Origin of the sequence: Amycolatopsis antarctica, from assembly GCF_002262875.1 — a bacterium.
Classification (GTDB): domain Bacteria; phylum Actinomycetota; class Actinomycetes; order Mycobacteriales; family Pseudonocardiaceae; genus Amycolatopsis; species Amycolatopsis antarctica.
This window is the reverse complement of record NZ_NKYE01000007.1, coordinates 265596-281426: the sequence shown is the minus strand read 5'-3', so window position 1 is coordinate 281426 and position 15831 is coordinate 265596. Positions and strand designations below refer to the sequence as shown.

At 70.9% G+C, this 15831-nt stretch carries 17 protein-coding genes; 9 read left to right on the top strand and 8 right to left on the bottom strand.

Annotation, left to right across the window (positions count from 1 at the left end):
• Nucleotides 1–48 precede the first annotated feature (48 nt).
• Nucleotides 49–630: a dCTP deaminase gene (dcd, locus tag CFN78_RS14180; RefSeq protein WP_094863236.1), complete on the top strand. Its 582-nt coding sequence runs from the start codon at nucleotides 49–51 to the stop codon at nucleotides 628–630.
• Here the strand turns inward: dcd and CFN78_RS14175 are convergent.
• The gene (locus tag CFN78_RS14175; RefSeq protein WP_094863235.1) at nucleotides 627–1829 is read right to left on the bottom strand and encodes an FAD-dependent oxidoreductase; all 1203 of its coding nucleotides are present in this window, start codon (nucleotides 1827–1829) and stop codon (nucleotides 627–629) included. The genes dcd and CFN78_RS14175 overlap by 4 nt on opposite strands.
• Nucleotides 1830–1887: 58 nt before the next feature.
• Between CFN78_RS14175 and CFN78_RS14170 the strand changes: the two genes are divergently transcribed.
• Complete coding sequence (locus tag CFN78_RS14170) at nucleotides 1888–2379, top strand: MarR family winged helix-turn-helix transcriptional regulator (protein ID WP_094863234.1); 492 nt, start codon at nucleotides 1888–1890, stop codon at nucleotides 2377–2379.
• Nucleotides 2380–2491: 112 nt separating this feature from the next.
• Nucleotides 2492–3181, top strand: a complete 690-nt coding sequence (locus CFN78_RS14165) for a CAP domain-containing protein (RefSeq protein ID WP_094863233.1) — start codon at nucleotides 2492–2494, stop codon at nucleotides 3179–3181.
• 6 nt (nucleotides 3182–3187) lie between these two features.
• On the opposite strand, the gene CFN78_RS14160 is transcribed toward CFN78_RS14165, so the two are convergent.
• Nucleotides 3188–3781, bottom strand: a complete 594-nt coding sequence (locus CFN78_RS14160) for a dihydrofolate reductase family protein (RefSeq protein WP_094863232.1) — start codon at nucleotides 3779–3781, stop codon at nucleotides 3188–3190.
• Nucleotides 3782–3916: 135 nt separating this feature from the next.
• On the opposite strand from CFN78_RS14160, the gene CFN78_RS14155 reads away from it, so the two are divergent.
• Nucleotides 3917–4453 (top strand): DinB family protein, encoded by a 537-nt coding sequence (locus tag CFN78_RS14155; protein WP_165777552.1) that lies wholly within the window; start codon nucleotides 3917–3919, stop codon nucleotides 4451–4453.
• A 28-nt stretch (nucleotides 4454–4481) separates the two neighbouring features.
• Here the strand turns inward: CFN78_RS14155 and CFN78_RS14150 are convergent, their stop codons facing one another.
• Nucleotides 4482–5414: an SDR family oxidoreductase gene (locus CFN78_RS14150; RefSeq protein ID WP_094863231.1), complete on the bottom strand. Its 933-nt coding sequence runs from the start codon at nucleotides 5412–5414 to the stop codon at nucleotides 4482–4484.
• A complete protein-coding gene (locus tag CFN78_RS14145; protein WP_094863230.1) occupies nucleotides 5411–6028 on the bottom strand; it encodes a TetR family transcriptional regulator in 618 nt (205 codons plus the stop codon). The genes CFN78_RS14150 and CFN78_RS14145 overlap by 4 nt, the downstream gene beginning before the upstream one ends.
• A gap of 270 nt (nucleotides 6029–6298) precedes the next feature.
• Here CFN78_RS14145 and CFN78_RS14140 point away from each other — a divergent pair, with 270 nt between their 5' ends.
• From CFN78_RS14140 to trmB, 5 genes are all read left to right on the top strand, one after another.
• Nucleotides 6299–7264 (top strand): ABC transporter ATP-binding protein, encoded by a 966-nt coding sequence (locus CFN78_RS14140; protein WP_094863229.1) that lies wholly within the window; start codon nucleotides 6299–6301, stop codon nucleotides 7262–7264.
• A gap of 30 nt (nucleotides 7265–7294) precedes the next feature.
• Nucleotides 7295–8044 (top strand): ABC transporter permease, encoded by a 750-nt coding sequence (locus tag CFN78_RS14135; protein WP_094863228.1) that lies wholly within the window; start codon nucleotides 7295–7297, stop codon nucleotides 8042–8044.
• Between the two features lie 523 nt (nucleotides 8045–8567).
• The gene (locus tag CFN78_RS14130) at nucleotides 8568–9092 is read left to right on the top strand and encodes a hypothetical protein (protein ID WP_094863227.1); all 525 of its coding nucleotides are present in this window, start codon (nucleotides 8568–8570) and stop codon (nucleotides 9090–9092) included.
• A 54-nt stretch (nucleotides 9093–9146) separates the two neighbouring features.
• Complete coding sequence (locus CFN78_RS14125; RefSeq protein WP_094863226.1) at nucleotides 9147–11009, top strand: Hsp70 family protein; 1863 nt, start codon at nucleotides 9147–9149, stop codon at nucleotides 11007–11009.
• A gap of 83 nt (nucleotides 11010–11092) precedes the next feature.
• On the top strand, nucleotides 11093–11740 hold the full coding sequence (gene trmB / locus CFN78_RS14120) for a tRNA (guanosine(46)-N7)-methyltransferase TrmB (RefSeq protein ID WP_240519450.1): 648 nt from the start codon (nucleotides 11093–11095) through the stop codon (nucleotides 11738–11740).
• A 10-nt stretch (nucleotides 11741–11750) separates the two neighbouring features.
• On the opposite strand, the gene CFN78_RS29140 is transcribed toward trmB, so the two are convergent.
• The 4 genes from CFN78_RS29140 to CFN78_RS14105 all read right to left on the bottom strand — a co-directional run bounded on the left by CFN78_RS29140 (nucleotide 11751) and on the right by CFN78_RS14105 (nucleotide 15723).
• Nucleotides 11751–11909: a hypothetical protein gene (locus tag CFN78_RS29140; RefSeq protein WP_165777551.1), complete on the bottom strand. Its 159-nt coding sequence runs from the start codon at nucleotides 11907–11909 to the stop codon at nucleotides 11751–11753.
• Between the two features lie 148 nt (nucleotides 11910–12057).
• Nucleotides 12058–12459 carry a RidA family protein gene (locus tag CFN78_RS14115; RefSeq protein ID WP_094863224.1) on the bottom strand — a complete coding sequence of 134 codons (402 nt, stop codon included), beginning with the start codon at nucleotides 12457–12459 and terminating at the stop codon, nucleotides 12058–12060.
• 340 nt (nucleotides 12460–12799) lie between these two features.
• Entirely contained in the window at nucleotides 12800–15022 is a 2223-nt protein-coding gene (locus CFN78_RS14110) for an ABC transporter permease (RefSeq protein ID WP_094863223.1), read from the bottom strand.
• Nucleotides 15019–15723 carry an ABC transporter ATP-binding protein gene (locus CFN78_RS14105; RefSeq protein ID WP_094863222.1) on the bottom strand — a complete coding sequence of 235 codons (705 nt, stop codon included), beginning with the start codon at nucleotides 15721–15723 and terminating at the stop codon, nucleotides 15019–15021. The genes CFN78_RS14110 and CFN78_RS14105 overlap by 4 nt, the downstream gene beginning before the upstream one ends.
• Nucleotides 15724–15831 lie beyond the last annotated feature (108 nt).

Here is a 15831-nt window from a genome sequence, read left to right as displayed (position 1 = left end):
CCCGCGCCGTCCGGCGGGGAGCCCCGTGCGCCGGGCTAGGGTGTCGGAGTGCTGCTCAGTGACCGCGACCTTCGCAAAGAGCTCGACGCCGGCCGTCTCGGGATCGAGCCGTTCGACCCGGCGATGCTCCAGCCGTCCAGCATCGACGTCCGACTGGACCGCTTCTTCCGGGTCTTCAACAACACGAAGTACACCCACATCGACCCGATGCTCCAGCAGGACGAGCTGACCTCGCTGGTGGAGAAGGACGACGAGGACGCGTTCGTACTGCACCCCGGCGAGTTCGTGCTCAGCTCCACCTTCGAGATGGTGTCGCTGCCCGACGACCTCGCCGGACGGCTGGAGGGCAAGTCCTCGCTCGGCAGGCTCGGCCTGCTGACGCACTCGACGGCCGGTTTCATCGACCCCGGCTTCTCCGGCCACATCACGCTGGAACTGTCCAATGTGGCCAACCTGCCGATCACGCTCTGGCCGGGAATGAAGATCGGCCAGCTCTGCCTGTTCCGGCTCACCAGCGCGGCGGAGTTCCCGTACGGATCGAGTCAGGCCGGCTCGCGCTACCAGGGCCAGCGCGGACCCACCCCCAGTCGCGCCTACCAGAACTTCCACCGCGTGGACACTCGCCGCTAGGCCGGAACAGGCGACTCCCAGTCCAGGTGGTGGTCCCAGGCCCAGCGGCCCGGGTCCACGCCGGACGCGGCGAGTGCGCGGAACCGGCGGGCGAGGAAGACGTCACGCAGCACCCGGCCGACCGTTCCCGGGGACTTCTTGCCGCCGCCGTTGCGTTCGCCCATCGCCACGATCGCCTCGACACGTTCGCGGCGGACCGACTCGTACCGGCCGAACGCCAGGTCCACGTCCTCGTTGTCGCGCAGGCACTTCGCCAGGGTCACCGCGTCCTCCAGCGCCATCGACGCTCCCTGGCCCGCCGCGGGAGGGGTCGCGTGGGCGGCGTCACCGACGATGATCATGCGATCGCGATGCCAGACCGGAACCCGCGGAAAGTAGTACGTCGGGTACGGGCGCACGATGTCCTCGCTGGCTTCGATCAGCCTGGTCGCCGGTGTGCGATCGGCGCTGAACATGCCCAGCAGCCTCGCCTTGATCTCGGCGTCGGTGGCCGCGGCGAGGTCCGCGGCCGTCGGTTCCTTCGGCGCTGGCGGGTTGGCCCACCACCAGGTGTCGCCGTCGGGATGGGGAAAGTAGGCGAAGAAGCTGCGCTTGCCGAAGACCATGTTGACGGTGCCCGGCCGCAGGCCGAGGTCGACGCCGCGCGCGGTGCCGACGGTGTTCAGCAGGCCCTGGTAGGTCGCCTTCGGTGCGGCCGGGTCGATGAGATACCGCACGGTGGAGCGCAGGCCGTCCGCGCCGATGAGCAGGTCGCCGGTCGCGGAGCTGCCGTCGGCGAACTCGGCGCGCACTCCTTCGCCCTCCCGGCGGGCGCCGGTGAGCCGCTTGCCGTACTCCACCTGAACCCCCTGGCGCACCGCCTCGTCGCGTAGAGCGATGTACAGGTCGGACCGGGAGACCGTCACCGCTCCCGAGCCGTCGGGCAGCTCCCCGCCGACCGGCAGGCCGCCGAGGGCGCGGCCGTTGCCGTTGAAGAACTCCATCCGCGGCGTGTCGAACGTCCTGCCACGCAACAGGGTTCGCAGGCCGAGTGCGTCGAGGGCATCGATGCCGTTGACGGCGAGGGTGAGGAACGCGCCGACGCCGTCGGACGTCCGGCCGTACGCCTCGTGCACCGTCGCCCGCACGCCGGCTCTTCGCAGCGCGATGGCGGTCACCGTGCCCGCGATCCCGCCTCCGATGATCAGCGCCTTGGTCATCCCGCCTCCAGAAAGTAGTTCGTTCGATCGAACGAACTATCTACGGTACGCTGGGCGGGTGTCAAGCTCGAGGGCGGAACTCATCAGCAAGGTGCAAGGCGGCGGACGGGAACTGTCCACCGCGACGGTCATGCTGCACACGGCGATCGCGGAGGCCTCCGGGCTCTCCGCCGTCGAGTCCAAGACGTGCGAGTACCTGGCCCGGCTGGGGCCGTTGTCACCGAAGGAACTGACCACGCTCTGCGGCCTCGCCCCGGCGTCGGTGACGGCCCTGCTCGATCGCCTGGAGACGAAGGGCCGGGTCCGGCGCGTCCGCGATCCGCGTGACGGCAGGCGGCTGACCATCGAGCTCGACCCCTCGCACACGGCTGCCGTGGCGCCGCTGTACACCGGGATCGCGGCGGCGACGGCACGACTGTGCGAGCGCTTCGACGACGAGCAACTGCGGACGATCACCGAATTCCTCGACGGCGCGGTGACGGCGACACAGCAGGCGGCCGCCGAGGTCACGAACCTTGCCGAGGGGGACGACGGTGGCGCGCGACGTTGAGAACAGAGGGTGAGACTTTCGTCGGTTCGGTGCGTTCGACGGGTTATTTAAACACCCGATAGTGGTAACTTCCGGCCTCGTGAATGCGCTGAGTTCTCGCCGGAAGTCGACGATGATCGGTCTGAGCGTCGTCGTCGGTGGCGTACTCGCCGCGGGCGGCCACCTCGCCACCAGCACCACCGCGGGCGAACCCGCACCGGACGCCGCCACCCTCGCCGCGGCGAGCAGCGGACTCGGCGGCGGCCTCCCCGGCGAACCGGCGGCCCCGGCACCCGCGCCGGCGTCCACGACGAGCACACCCGCGTCCAGCACCACGGACGTTCCCGCGCCACCGTCGAGTGCCGCGCCGGCGACGACCCCGTCGAGTACGAGCACCACCACCGACGTCCAGGAGAGCAGCGAGACCGCCACCCCGAAGCGCCGCGCCACCGGCGGCTCGCAGACCGAGCAGGTGCTGCGGCTGGTCAACGCCGAACGCGCCGGCGCCGGGTGCGAGCCGGTGGAGGCGGACAGCAGGCTGGTCACCGCCGCCCAGGGGCACAGTGAGGACATGTCCGAGAACGACTACTTCTCACACACCTCGCAGGACGGCCGCACGTTCGGCGACCGGATCACCGAAGCCGGCTATCCCAGCCCGGGCGCCGAGAACATCGCGAAGGGCCAGCGCAGCGCCGAGCAGGTGATGGAGTCGTGGATGTCCTCGCCGGGGCACCGGCGCAACATCCTCGACTGCTCGCTCACCGCGCTCGGTACCGGCCTGGCCACCGACGGCTGGTACTGGACGCAGAACTTCGGCCGCTGAGCCGTCCTAGCGCGCACGGACGTAGTGCAGGCCGATCGCGCCGGTACTCAGCGTCGCCGTCCCGGTGGTCGTCCAGGACGACGCGGGCAGGCCGCCGTCGAACAGCCGGAGCCCGTCGCCGAGCAGTTCCGGGATCACCTGCAGCCGCAGTTCGTCCACCAGGTCGGCGGCGAGCAGCGTCCGGATGAGGCTGGCGCTGCTGAGCACGATGATGTCGCGGCCCGGCGCTCGCTTGAGCTCGCGCACCTCCGTCACCGGGTCCTGCCCGGCGATCCGTGCGTTCCGCCAGGTGGCCTCCGTCAGCGTCCGGGAGAAGACGACCTTCGCCACCGAGTTCATCCACCGCGCCAGGTCCCGATCCCTGGCGGGTGCCGACTCGTCCTCGGCGACGGACGGCCAGTAGCCGTGGAAGCCCTCGTAGTTGACCCGGCCGAGCAGGGCGGTGTCCACGCCCCGCCAGACGCCCTCGAAGTAGGTGCTCATCCGCTCGTGCGCGGCGTGCGCACTCAGCCAGGACATGTCGCCGCCGGGACCCGCGCTGAACCCGTCGATCGAGACGGTCGCGTTGACGATCAGCGTGCGGGTGCTGTCGGTACTCATGGTGCTCCCTGGTCACGGTCCCTGGCCGGGCGCTCGGCGCACCCGGCCGCCGGCGGCGGGTGCGCCGGTTTCGCCATCATGGAAGGACTTCTCTCGCCGGGCGAGTTGTCGGGCCGGAACGTTACGCTCGCCCGCATGGCCGATGTGGACTGGCGCTCCGAGGCGCTCGAACAACTCGACTTCTACTGGGAGCACTGGCGTCCCCGCCTCGACGGGCTGACCGACGCCGAGTACTTCTGGGAGCCGGTGGCCGACTGCTGGTCGCTGCGCCCGGCCGGCGGCGGGTTCCGGATGGACTTCGCCTTCGAGACCCCCGAGCCGCCGCCGTTCACCACGATCGCCTGGCGGCTGGCCCACATCGCCGGGCACGTTTTCCACCTGCGGGCGAACAGTCATTTCGGCGACGGTTCGTACCGTATGGACAACGAGGACCATCCCGGTACGGCGGCCGCCGCGCTCGCCTACCTCGACGAGCAGCACCACGCATGGCGTGACGGTCTCGGCGCGATGGACGCCGAGGCCTGGGCCCGCCCGGTCGGCCCGGCCGAGGGACCGTACGCCGAGCGCTCCTATCTGACGCTGGTGCTGCACCTCAACCGCGAGCTCTGTCACCACGGCGGCGAGGTGGCGCTGCTGCGCGATCTGTACGCCCACCAGCAGCCCGGGCGATAGGCACACCGGACGGCCGGCGTGCCCGCGGTCAGCGGAAGGCGGACGCGTCGACGGTGGCCGGGTCGGCCCCCACGGCATGCACCTCCGCCAGCCACCTGCCGAAGTCGGGGCGGGTGCCGTCGAGGTCGGTGAAGCCGTAGGTGTGCATCAGCGTCCACGAGGCGAGTACCTGCCCGGCGTGACGGCCGACCTCCGGGTCGGTGGCCAGTGCCGCCACGGCGCGGCCGAGGTAGTGCGGGGTCTCCGAGACGGCGAAGGCGGCGCGTTCCGGGTCGGTGGGGTCCACCGCCTCGCGCCAGGTCTGCTCGGTGACGCCGAAGTGGTCGAGCATCGCCTCGGAGCGGAGGAAACCAGGGGTGACGGTGAGGCCGGTGCAGCCGTGTTTCGCCAGCTCGGTGCCGAGCGCCCTGCCTATCGAACGGATGCCGGACTTGACCAGGTAGTAGGGGATCCCGGCGCCGACGTAGTCCTCGTTGTCGCCGTCGGTCACCTCCAGCACCAGACCGCCCGCGGCGACGACCAGCGGCAGCAACCGGTGCAGCGCGATCAGGTGCGTCTCCAGCCCGTTGCGGACCACCGACAGCGCCGTCTCCAGTTCGGACTCCCAGTACGCGGAGGCGAAGTCGACGAACGGGTCGCCGCCCCAGATGTCGTCCACCAGGATGTCCACCCGGCCGTCCGCCTCGGACTCGATCCGCTCCCGCAGGGCGTCCACATCGGACACGGACGTGTAGTCGCACCGGACGGCGATGCCGCGTCCGCCCGCGGCGTCCACCAGTTCGGCGGTCTCCTCGATGGTCTCCGGGCGGTTGATCGGCGAGGCACTGTCCCTTGTGGTCCGCCCGGTGACGTACACGGTGGCGCCGAGCCTGCCCAGTTCCACCGCGATCGCCCGCCCACAGCCGCGCGTCGCGCCGGTCACCACCACGGTCCTGCCCGCCAGTTCACCGGAGTCGTTCATCTCTTCCCCTCCTGCTCCCGGTGCCAGCCGGCCAGCACCGCGTCGGTTTCCACGACCAGCCGGTCGGCCAGCCGCCCCTTCGGCCGGATCGACCAGTCCAGCGCGGCCCCGTTCACCACCGACAGCAGCACCCGCGCCGCCCGTGCCGGTGCCGGGCCGCGCCAGTCCTCGACGGCGGCGGCGCGGCGGACGAGACGGCGCAGCTCGGACTCCAGGGCCGCGTAGTGCTCGCCGAGCAGCGCACGCAGCTCCGGGTCGCCGAGGTCGACGCCGAGCTGGCCGAGATGGTTCGTCGCGGCTTCGGCCCCGTTGCCCGCCCCCTCGGCGGGGGTCAGCCCCGAGTAGGTGGCGACGACTCCGGCGCGCAGTGCCGCGAGCGGACCGTCCACCGCCGCGGCGGCGACCCTGACCACCTCGACCGTCCACTGTGTAGTGATCCGGCTCAGCGCGCGGAGCAATCCGTTCTTCGAGCCGAACCGCTTGGCGACGGTGCCGACCGCGACACCGGCCTCGGCGGCGACCTGCGCCAGCGTGAAACCCGGCCCTGACCTGCCGATCACCGCGGCCGCGGCGGCGAGAAGCCGTTCGTCGGAAATGCTTCGGGGGCGGGCCACAGAGTTATTGAATCATCGTTCATTAACCACGGCAACACCCTCCCGGCACCGAGATGGTTCAGGGTCGGGTCAGGGTCATCACCGATCGCGCCGGAGACGACCGGTGCGCGAAGCTACTACCTGGGTCGGGGATGAGGTTCGCCCTGCAGGATGACGCGCTCGGCACAGTCGTCAGCCATGATTACCCGGTCGGCAACGGCCACCGGCGCACGAGAACAGCCCAGCAGTAAAGCGTCCGGCTGGAACTGGGACGCTTTCGAGGAGGAAGACATGATCGAGGCACGGAGCCTCACCAAGCGTTACGGAAAGACGCTTGCGGTGAACGACCTGTCGTTCAGTGTCGCGGCCGGCCGCGTCACCGGCTTCCTGGGCCCCAACGGCGCGGGCAAGTCCACCACGATGCGGATGATGCTGGGCCTGGACAACCCCACGGCCGGCCAGGTCACCATCGGCGGCAAGCGGTACCACGAGCTGAAGTATCCACTTCGGACGGTCGGTGCCCTGCTGGACGCGAAGTGGGTGCACCCGAACCGTTCCGCCCGCGCACACCTGGCGTGGATGGCGAAGTCGAACAAGCTGCCCGCCAAGCGCGTCGACGAGGTACTGGACGCGGTCGGACTCTCCGGCGTCGCAGGCAAGCGCGCGGGCGGTTTCTCGCTCGGCATGTCGCAGCGGCTCGGCATCGCGGCCGCCCTGCTCGGCGACCCCGAGGTGCTGCTGTTCGACGAACCGGTGAACGGCCTGGACCCCGAGGGCATCCTCTGGATCCGCAAGTTCATGCACCGCCTCGCCGAGGAGGGCAGGACGGTGTTCGTCTCCAGCCACCTGCTCTCGGAGATGGCGCTGACGGCCAGCGAGCTCGTCGTCATCGGCAAGGGCGAGCTGATCTCGCAGAGCACCACCACCGAGTTCGTCTCCCGCGCGTCGGAGAACACCGTCAAGGTGCGCAGCCCGCAGCTCCCGCAGTTGCGCGCGGCGCTGCAGCAAGCAGGCACCGAGGTGCGCGAGGACGAGGGCGCGAGCCTGCTGGTGTCCGGAATGGACAGTGACCGGATCGGCGAGCTCGCCGCCGCCAACAACTTCGTCCTGCACGAGCTGAGCCCGCAGCAGGGCTCGCTGGAGCAGGCCTTCATGCAGATCACCGGCGACTCGGTCGAGTACCACACCGAACTCGAGAACGAGGCGCAGCAGGTGCTCGCCGGCCAGACGGACCCGCTCGTACCGAGCAACCGCTGACCGACCCGACCCCAAGGATTCGAGAAGACCATGACTCTGCTCGCAGTTGAACGCATCAAACTGTTCTCCACCCGGTCGCCGTGGTGGTGCGCGCTGATCGCCGTCGTCGTCACCGTCGGCCTGTCCGCATTGGTCGCCGGCACCATCGACGATCCGGGTGGGATCAGCGTCGGCAGCACCCAGTTCGGCTACAACTTCGGCATGCCGGTGGTGATGGTGCTGGCGGCACTGGCCGTGACCACCGAGTACCGCTTCGGCACGATGCGCACCACGTTCCAGGCGATCCCGAACCGGGCCGCCGCCCTGGGCGCCAAGGCCGTCGTCGTCGCGCTGGTCGGCCTGGTCATCGGCCTGGTGTCCGCCTTCGGCTCGCTGGCCGTCTCGCAGCTTCTCCAGCCGGACGCCGACCTGAGCCTGAGCTCGGCGGCCGAGTGGACCAACGTCGCGGGGATCGGCCCGGTGTACGCGCTCGCCGCGGTACTGGCAATCGGTGTCGGCGTCCTGCTCCGGCACAGCGCCGGGGCGATCGCACTGCTGATGATCTACACGCTCGCCGTCGAATCGCTGATGCCGATCATTCCGAAGATCGGCGACAGCATCTACCAGTGGATGCCGTTCAACGTCGTCAACAAGTTCATCACCGGCGACAACCCGCCGCAGGCCGGTCCGCCCGCGTCGACGAGCACGCTGAGCCCGACCATGGCGCTGATCTACTTCGCGGCCTGGGCGGTCGCGGTGTTCGCCATCGCCATCGTCGTCACGAAGCGGCGCGACGCCTAGAAAAGAATTCCCGCAAGGGAGAGGGGAAAGCCCGCCGGCACCGCGCTCGGGGCGCGGAGCGGGCGGGAACGGGGAAACAGGGCCCGGGTCGTTCTTCGGGGGACGACCCGGGCTTTTCCGTGCGCGGGGGACGCAGGCCGGAGCAGCACCGGGAAAACCGTTCCCGAACGAATGCGCTCGACGACGAAGCGTTATCACTATTGCGCGCAACGAATCGCTGGTACGACGCGAATTCGTGGCTGCGAACGTCGAACCTCGCCGCCATCTGGGCGACCCGGGACCACTTTGGGTAACACTGTTCATGATCCGCACGACATAAAGAGTGCGATACCGCACGTCGGCACATTAAAACCACGTTAAGCGCCTGTGGTTTCTCCCACATTCACCGGACGCGGAGTCGCTGACCAGGCCATACATGAAGTGATCCGTCTCGCCAGCTCCACGGAGGTGACCTTTGACGGTGGTCGATACCGGCGTCAGTCCCATCCCTGCCAGTCCTTCCGGACGGCCAGGGATTCCATTGATGCGCGGCAACCAGCCTCGTCTCGAACCGATGCTCGGCCTGGAGTGGTCCCAGGCGATCGAGCTGCCGCGGGTCGCGGACTCCGCGACCAAACCCGCCGAACTGCGCCGTGCCTGGGTACATCGCGCACCGGAGAAGCGGGTACTCGAACTGTTCCGGGCATCCAGTCGTTTTGGCGGAGCCGTCCCGGCACCGTGGTGGCTGCGCGCCATCGCCGCGGGCACGCTCGACTCCCGGGAGGACGGTTTCCGGGTGGAGGACCGCATCACGCAGCTCCTCGGCCCGCGCCCCGGCTGGGAGTTCGTGCCATGGGCCGCCGACGGCGAGTCCGGGTACTGGGAGTTCATCCCGTCCGAGGGCGGTGCGACCGGCTACTCGATCCCGACCACCGTGCTGAACACCAGCAGGCACACCGGCTGGATCGACGTGTTGCCCGCGCACAACGGCCCGACCCCCGCACCACTGCCGGTCGCCGGCCTGGCCGGGCTGCGATCCCGGCTCGGTGAGTTCGAGGCGATTCGCTGACCGGCTTGCCGGGAACCGCCCCACACCGGCAAATTCCGGCAGTAAGGTTCTCCCGTGCGTGAACTGGCCGTCGACTTCGGTACGTCGAACACCGTCGCGGCCGTGCGGAGTTCCCCCGGCGCGGCACCGAGTCTGCTCACCTTCGACGGCTGGCCGGTGCTGCCGTCCACGGTGTGGCTGGCCGACGACGGATCGATCGTCGTCGGCCGGGAAGCCGAGCGGCAGGCCCGCCTCGACCCCGCGCGCTACGAACCCAACCCGAAGCAGCGCATCGACGACGGACAGGTGCTGCTCGGCAGCACACCCGTCGAAGTCACCGAACTCATCGCCGCCGTGCTCGGCAGGGTCGCGGCCGAGGCGGAACGGCAGCTCGGCGGACCGCCGGAGACCGTCGTGCTGACGCACCCGGCGGGCTGGCGGCAGACCCGGCGCGACGCCCTCGCCCACGCCGCCCGTCGTGCGGGCTGGCAGTGCGAACTGCGGCTGGTCGCCGAACCGGTGGCCGCGGCCACCCACTTCACCCGCTCCGGCGCGGTCGGTGAACCGCAGGTCGGACAGGCGATCGCCGTCTTCGACATGGGCGGCGGCACCACCGACATCGCGGTCCTGCAGCGCACCCCGGCCGGCTGGCATCTGCTTGCCGAGGCCGGGATCCCGGACTTCGGTGGCCGCGACGTCGATCATCTCCTGCACGAGCACGTCCGCACGACGCTCAGCCGGGAACACGCCGAGTCCACCACCGAGCTCTGGGACGAACTGCGCAGGCCGTCGACGCCGGCGATGCGCCGCTCCTCGCGCACGCTGGCCGACGACATCCGCGCGGGCAAGGAAGCACTGTCCTCCTACCCGCAGACCGACATCCCGCTACCCCCGCCGCTGCCCGACGCCCACGTCACCCGCCGCGAGCTGGAAGACCTGGTGCGTCCCGGGCTGGAACGTTCGATCACGCTGCTGGCGACCACCGTCGCGGGCGTCGACCTGCGCGCCGTCTTCCTGGTCGGCGGCGCGACCCGGATGCCGCTGGTCGCGCAGTTGATCAACGAGCGGGTCGGCGTGCTGCCGGTGGCCGTCGACTCGCCGGAATGCAGCGTCGCGCTCGGCGCGGGCAACGTGGCGGACGCCGACGACACCCGGCAGCTCACGGCGCCGATGCCGTTCCCGCCGACCACGCCGCAGTCGTTCCCTGCGTACCCGGGGCAGCAGGCCGTCCATCAGCCGACGCCGCCACAGCCGTTCCCCGCGCAACGGACCTGGCAGACGCCCCCGGCGAAGCGGCCGAAATGGCCGTACACGGTGGCGGCGGCCGCGGTGCTGGTGGTGGCCGCGACGGTGACCGCGGTGACCGTCGCGTCGAGTTCGGGTGAGGAGCGGCTCGGCGGGCAGCCGAGTCCGTCGCCGTCCTCGTCCGCGCGGCCGTCCACCTCGACCGGGCCGACGTCCTCGTCCGCCAGGGTCACCACGACCGAGCCGAAGCCGGACAACTCCCTCGCCTTCGGCAACGACATGGAGTTGCTCGGCTTCGCCGGTGGCGCCGTGGACCGGGCGCTGGGCTGCGTGAACGCGATCGGCACCTCCGGCATCGGCGACACGGTCGGTGCCCGCAGCCACGTGCGCTGCCAGTACCGGGGCACCGACGGCGCCGACTACTTCGCCAACTTCCTCTCCGGCGACACCCAGGAAGCCTGCGAGGCGTACACGCAGATGCTGCACGCCGAACCCGGCTCGAAGTGGTCCGATCCGATGTTCTGGCGCGGCGGCGGCCTGTTCGAGATCACCTCGGACGGCCCACGCGCGACGATCTACTGGCAGTACAGCACCGGCACACCGTGCGGATTCTTCGGCCCGCGTGAGGACGCGCAGGTGCCCGTGCTGGACTTGCACCGGCAATGGAACGCCAGCGTGGGGCTGGAGATCTGAGATTGGTGGATGTCCCGGTGGGCGAGAGCGAGGGGCAGCCGAGGCTGCGCAGCGTCGTCAGTTACGTACAGCGCGGGGGGCGGATGACCGTCGCCCAGCAGCGGGCGTGGGACGAGCGCTGGCCGGAACTCGGGCGGGCGGTCGCGGCGCTGGAGCCGGGGCCGCTCGACTTCGACGCCTGGTTCGGGCGTACCGCGCCGGTGACCCTGGAGATCGGCTCCGGGATGGGCGAGACGACCTCGCAGCTCGCCGCCGCCGAACCGGAGCGCAACTACGTCGCCGTCGAGGTCTACGAGGCCGGTCTCGGTCAGCTCATGCTGCGTGCCGACCGGCTGGACGTGACGAACCTGCGGCTGTTGCACGGTGACGCCGTCATTCTGCTCAACGCGCACGTCGAGCCGGAAAGTCTCGCCGGCGTCCGGATCTACTTCCCGGACCCGTGGCCGAAGAAGCGCCACCACAAACGCAGGCTGGTGCAGCCGGAGTTCGTGGCGCTGGTCGCGTCCCGGCTGAAGCCCGGCGGGACCGTGCACATGGCCACCGACTGGGAGCACTACGCGGAGCAGATGCTCGCGGTGTGCTCGGCGGAACCCTTGCTGCGCAACAGGTTCGCCGACGAGCCCGGTGGCTGGGCGCCGCGTCCGGACTGGCGTCCGGTGACCAAGTTCGAGAACCGGGCCAGGGACGAGGGCCGGATCAGCCGCGACCTCGTGTTCGAACGGATCGGCTGACGCCCCAGGGCTACCGGGCGGCCGGGACGGCTGCCGCGGCGGCCTCCGCGCGGGCGCGACGGCCACGGGCGGGCAGCCGGTCGCCCAGGTCGACGAGCACGGACACGCAGGCCAGCAGGGTCAGCACGGTGAGTACCACCACGACCCCGGTGAGTTCGACGGCCGACATGGCAACCTCCTCGCGTCGCGGGACGGAGCCTGGTGCGTCCATCCGGCTGCGACCAGCATCCGTCCTGCGTGGCGTCTCGCGTATCGGCCGAGCGGCTGGTATCGACCGGCCATCAGGCTGACGCGGACGTCCGCGCGGCGGCGGAGCGTCACCCCGGGACGGTCGCCGTCGCCGTGATCTCCACCAGTTGGCCCGGATAGCCCAGCATCGATACGCCGAGCAGCGTCGAGGTGTGCGGGCCCGCCGACAGCCCGGAGGCGCGCACCACGTCCCAGACGTCGTAGAGGTCCTGTTCCACGGCGGCCACCACGTACACGGTGCTGGCGACCACCCGGCCGGGCTCGCTGCCGATGTCGGTGAGCGCGGCCGTCAGGTTGCCGAGGACCTGGTGCGCCTGCGCGACGTGGTCTCCGGCACCGACCAGGTTCCCGTCGGCGTCGAGCGGCACGGATCCGGCCAGGAAGGCCAGTCGTTCGCCCGCGTCGAGCACGGCGGCATGCGCGTATCCGGGCGGCGGGAACAGGCTAGGAACGATCCGATGCTGGGCCATCTGCGGTCACTCCGTCGTCTCGGCTGCACGTACCGGTGGATCTTCTCGCCGGTGGCGGGGGGGTCATCCGCATTTCGGCCACCTACCGGAACGCCCGACACGGCTTGGGTCCTGGGCGCCGACACGAGGGGTCAGAACGCCCGACACGAGGGGTCAGAACGCGCGACACGGGGGGTCAGGGCGCGCGACACGGTGTGCCGGAAAGCCCGACACGGTGTGCCCGAGCGCGCGACACGGGGCAGGGAGGGGCGGAGGGGGGTGGGCGTGACGCGGGGCGGTTGCCACCTTCCCCCCGATGAGAAGGCGGCAACCGCCCCGTGTTCCCCCTACTTGGCTCCGCTCACTCGTCGGCGAGCGGCTCCGTCTGGACTCGCTTGAGCGCGGGACGGCAGACCGCGGCGGCGAACACCGCGACTCCGGCACCCAGCACGATCGGCGCCAGTACCCACGGGGTGAGTACCGGACCGCCCTCCTCGGCGGTCTGCAGCAGGCCGATCGCGGCGAGGATGCCCACCCCACCGGCACCGACCGTGGCGACGATGGCGGGCAGCGCCGCCTCGGTGCGCAACGCCCGTGCCAGCGTTCGCACCGGAGTTCCGGCGGCGAGCAGCGTGCCGAACGTCCGGCGGCGGTCCATCACCGATCCGGCGGTCGCGATCGCCGCACTGCACCCGGCCAGCAGTGCCGCGGCGCCGAGACCGATCACCGTCACCCTGCGCAGGTCGGCCAGCGTCGTCTGCTGACCGGCGAGGAGGATCTCCCTGCTCTCCACCTGCGCCCCGTCGACCGCGCCCGCCAGTGCGGTGCGCACGACGTCCCTGGACTCCCCGCTCGCCGGGACCGCGAGCATCGCGGACTGCGGAACCACCCCGGCCGGCAACACAGCGGGGTCGACGATCAGCCGGTTGGCCAGATCCTGGTCCTCGGCCGGCAGCGTCTTCGCCAGGGTTCCCGGAGCGAACGGGACGCCGGGGGCCGTCGAGTCGGTGGTGGCGCTGAGCGCGCCGGCGTCGAGCTGCCGCCCGCTGTACACCCCTGGTCCCGAGGCACACATGGACGTCGTGTCGAAACGGGTGAGTTCGGCGGCGGTGTTGCAGTCGGCCACCAGCGCCTGGGTGTTCCGGTCGCCGTCGCGGACGTAGACGGTCGGCACCGCGCGGACCCGCTCGACCTGGCCGTACCGGGCGAGCTCGGCGTTCGCGCGTTCCGCTGCGGCGTCAGCGCCCTCGGTGATGGATTCGACGTAGAGCACCTCGTCCTTGAACAAGGGGCCGCCACCGGCCTGCGCTTCGAACGTCGGCAGCAGCGTCAGCGCCATCGAACCGGCGAACACGGCCAGCACCACACCCGCGGAGGCCCGGTAGGCGCCCTTCGGGTCGTCGGTGAGCCGCCTGCCTGCCAGCAGCCCGGCGGGCCGCCGCCACACCCGGACGAACACCCGGCCGACCGCCGAGGTCAGCCATGGCCCGACCAGCGCGGCGGAGGCGATCATCGCGGCGAGACCGATCAGCGCGACTATCGGGCCGCTGTCCCCGGAGGAGTTGCCGACCGCCAGGAAGAAGCCGCCGATCGCCACCGGCAAGGCCAGCAGCCGCCACCAGTGCAGTGGTTTCGGCGCGGTCCGCGCCGTGGCGCCCAGCGGGGTGTAGACGACCTTGCGCAATCCGATCACCGCGGCCATCAGCACCAGGATCGGAGTCGCGATCAATGCGAAGATCGTCAGCGGAAGTGGCGGGGTGAAGTCGCTGAGGAGCCAGGTTCCGCCTTCCCACGGGACGAAGGTGGCCAGCCAGCGCAGCCCCGGACTGATCGCCAGACCGAGCAGCGTGCCACCGACCGCGGCGATCCCGGTCTCCGCGCTGACCGCCGAGACCACCTGGCGTGGGGTGGCTCCGGCCAGCCGCATCGCGGCCAGCCTGCGTTCCCTGCGGGCGGCGGTCAGCCGCGCGGCCGAGGCGGCGAGCACCAGACTCGGCACCACCAGCACGACCAGGCCGACACCGGCGAGCAGTTCGAGGAACCCGTCCGCGTAGACGGGCCCGGTGGTGAAGCCGTCGACGTTCGTCGCGGTGGCGGAGATCGTGTCCGGCGTGTGCCCGACGACGGCGGCCAACTGCTCGGGGAACTCCAGCGCCTCCGGCCCGATGGTGCCCGCGACCTCGCCGTTGAAGCGATCGGCGAGCTGGGACCCTGGCAGGCTCTGCATCCGCTCGGCCAGCGCGGGCGACACCAGCACCTCACCGGGGCCCGGCAGCTTCGGCAGCCCCGCCGGAAGCTCCACAGTGGACGCGTCCTGGATCGGTGCGACGTCGAGGCGGGTGATCTCCTCGTCGCCGCTGTAGTCGGAGCTGTATGCGACCGAGAGGGTGGCCTGCGCCTCGGAGGGTCCGTAGTCCTGTTGCCAGATCGAACGTTCGGCGCGCGCCTGGGCGGCGAACGGCAGGCTCGCCAGCAGCAGCACCAGCGCGGTCGCCATGGCGACGCCGACACCGGTGAGGATCGCCGAGGTGCGGGCGCGGCGGTCGACCCGCAGCACCTTCATCGCCAGTCCGAAGCCCCTCATCGGGTGATCACCCGGCCGTCGCGGATGGTGACGGTGCGCGGCAGCGCGGCGGCCAGGTCCCGGTCGTGGGTCACCACGATCACCGCGGCTCCGCTGTCGGCGGCCGCACCGAGGAGCGCGTTCATCGTTTCCTGGCCGGTGCGGGTGTCGAGCGCGCCGGTCGGTTCGTCGGCGAAGATCACCGACGGCTGGTGGCACAGCGCCCTGGCGATCGCGACACGCTGCGCCTCGCCGCCGGACAACTCGCCGGGACGGCGCTTCTCCTTGCCGCGCAGGCCGAGGTGCGTCAGCCACTCACGTCCCGCGGCCAGCGCCTTGGACCGTCCGGCCCCACCGAGCAGGGCGGGCAGCGCGACGTTCTCCTCGGCGCTCAGCTCGGCCACCAGCATTCCGGACTGGAACACGAAGCCGAACTCGGTGCGCCGCAGTTCGCTGCGCTTGGTCTCGCTGAGCTGATCGATGCGCTCCCCGGCGAGGAAGATCTGCCCGCCGTCGGCTCGCAGGATGCCCGCGAGCACGTGCAGCAGCGAGCTCTTCCCCGAGCCCGAGGGCCCGACGATCGCGACGGCCTCCCCCGGCTGGACGGCGAAGTCGACCCCGGCGAGCGCGAGTTGGTCGCCGTATCGCTTCAGCAAACCCTCACCGGCCAGCGCGGGCTGCGCTCCGACCGTCCGAACTGGATCCTTCGTCTGCGGACGCACCAGGTACTTCCTCTCTCACACCGGGATCGGCGTCCCGGGATTTCGCTGTCGTTGCTGACCTGCCGAGAACCATCGCGCGCCGGGCCGTACTGGCACCTCGGGCAGACG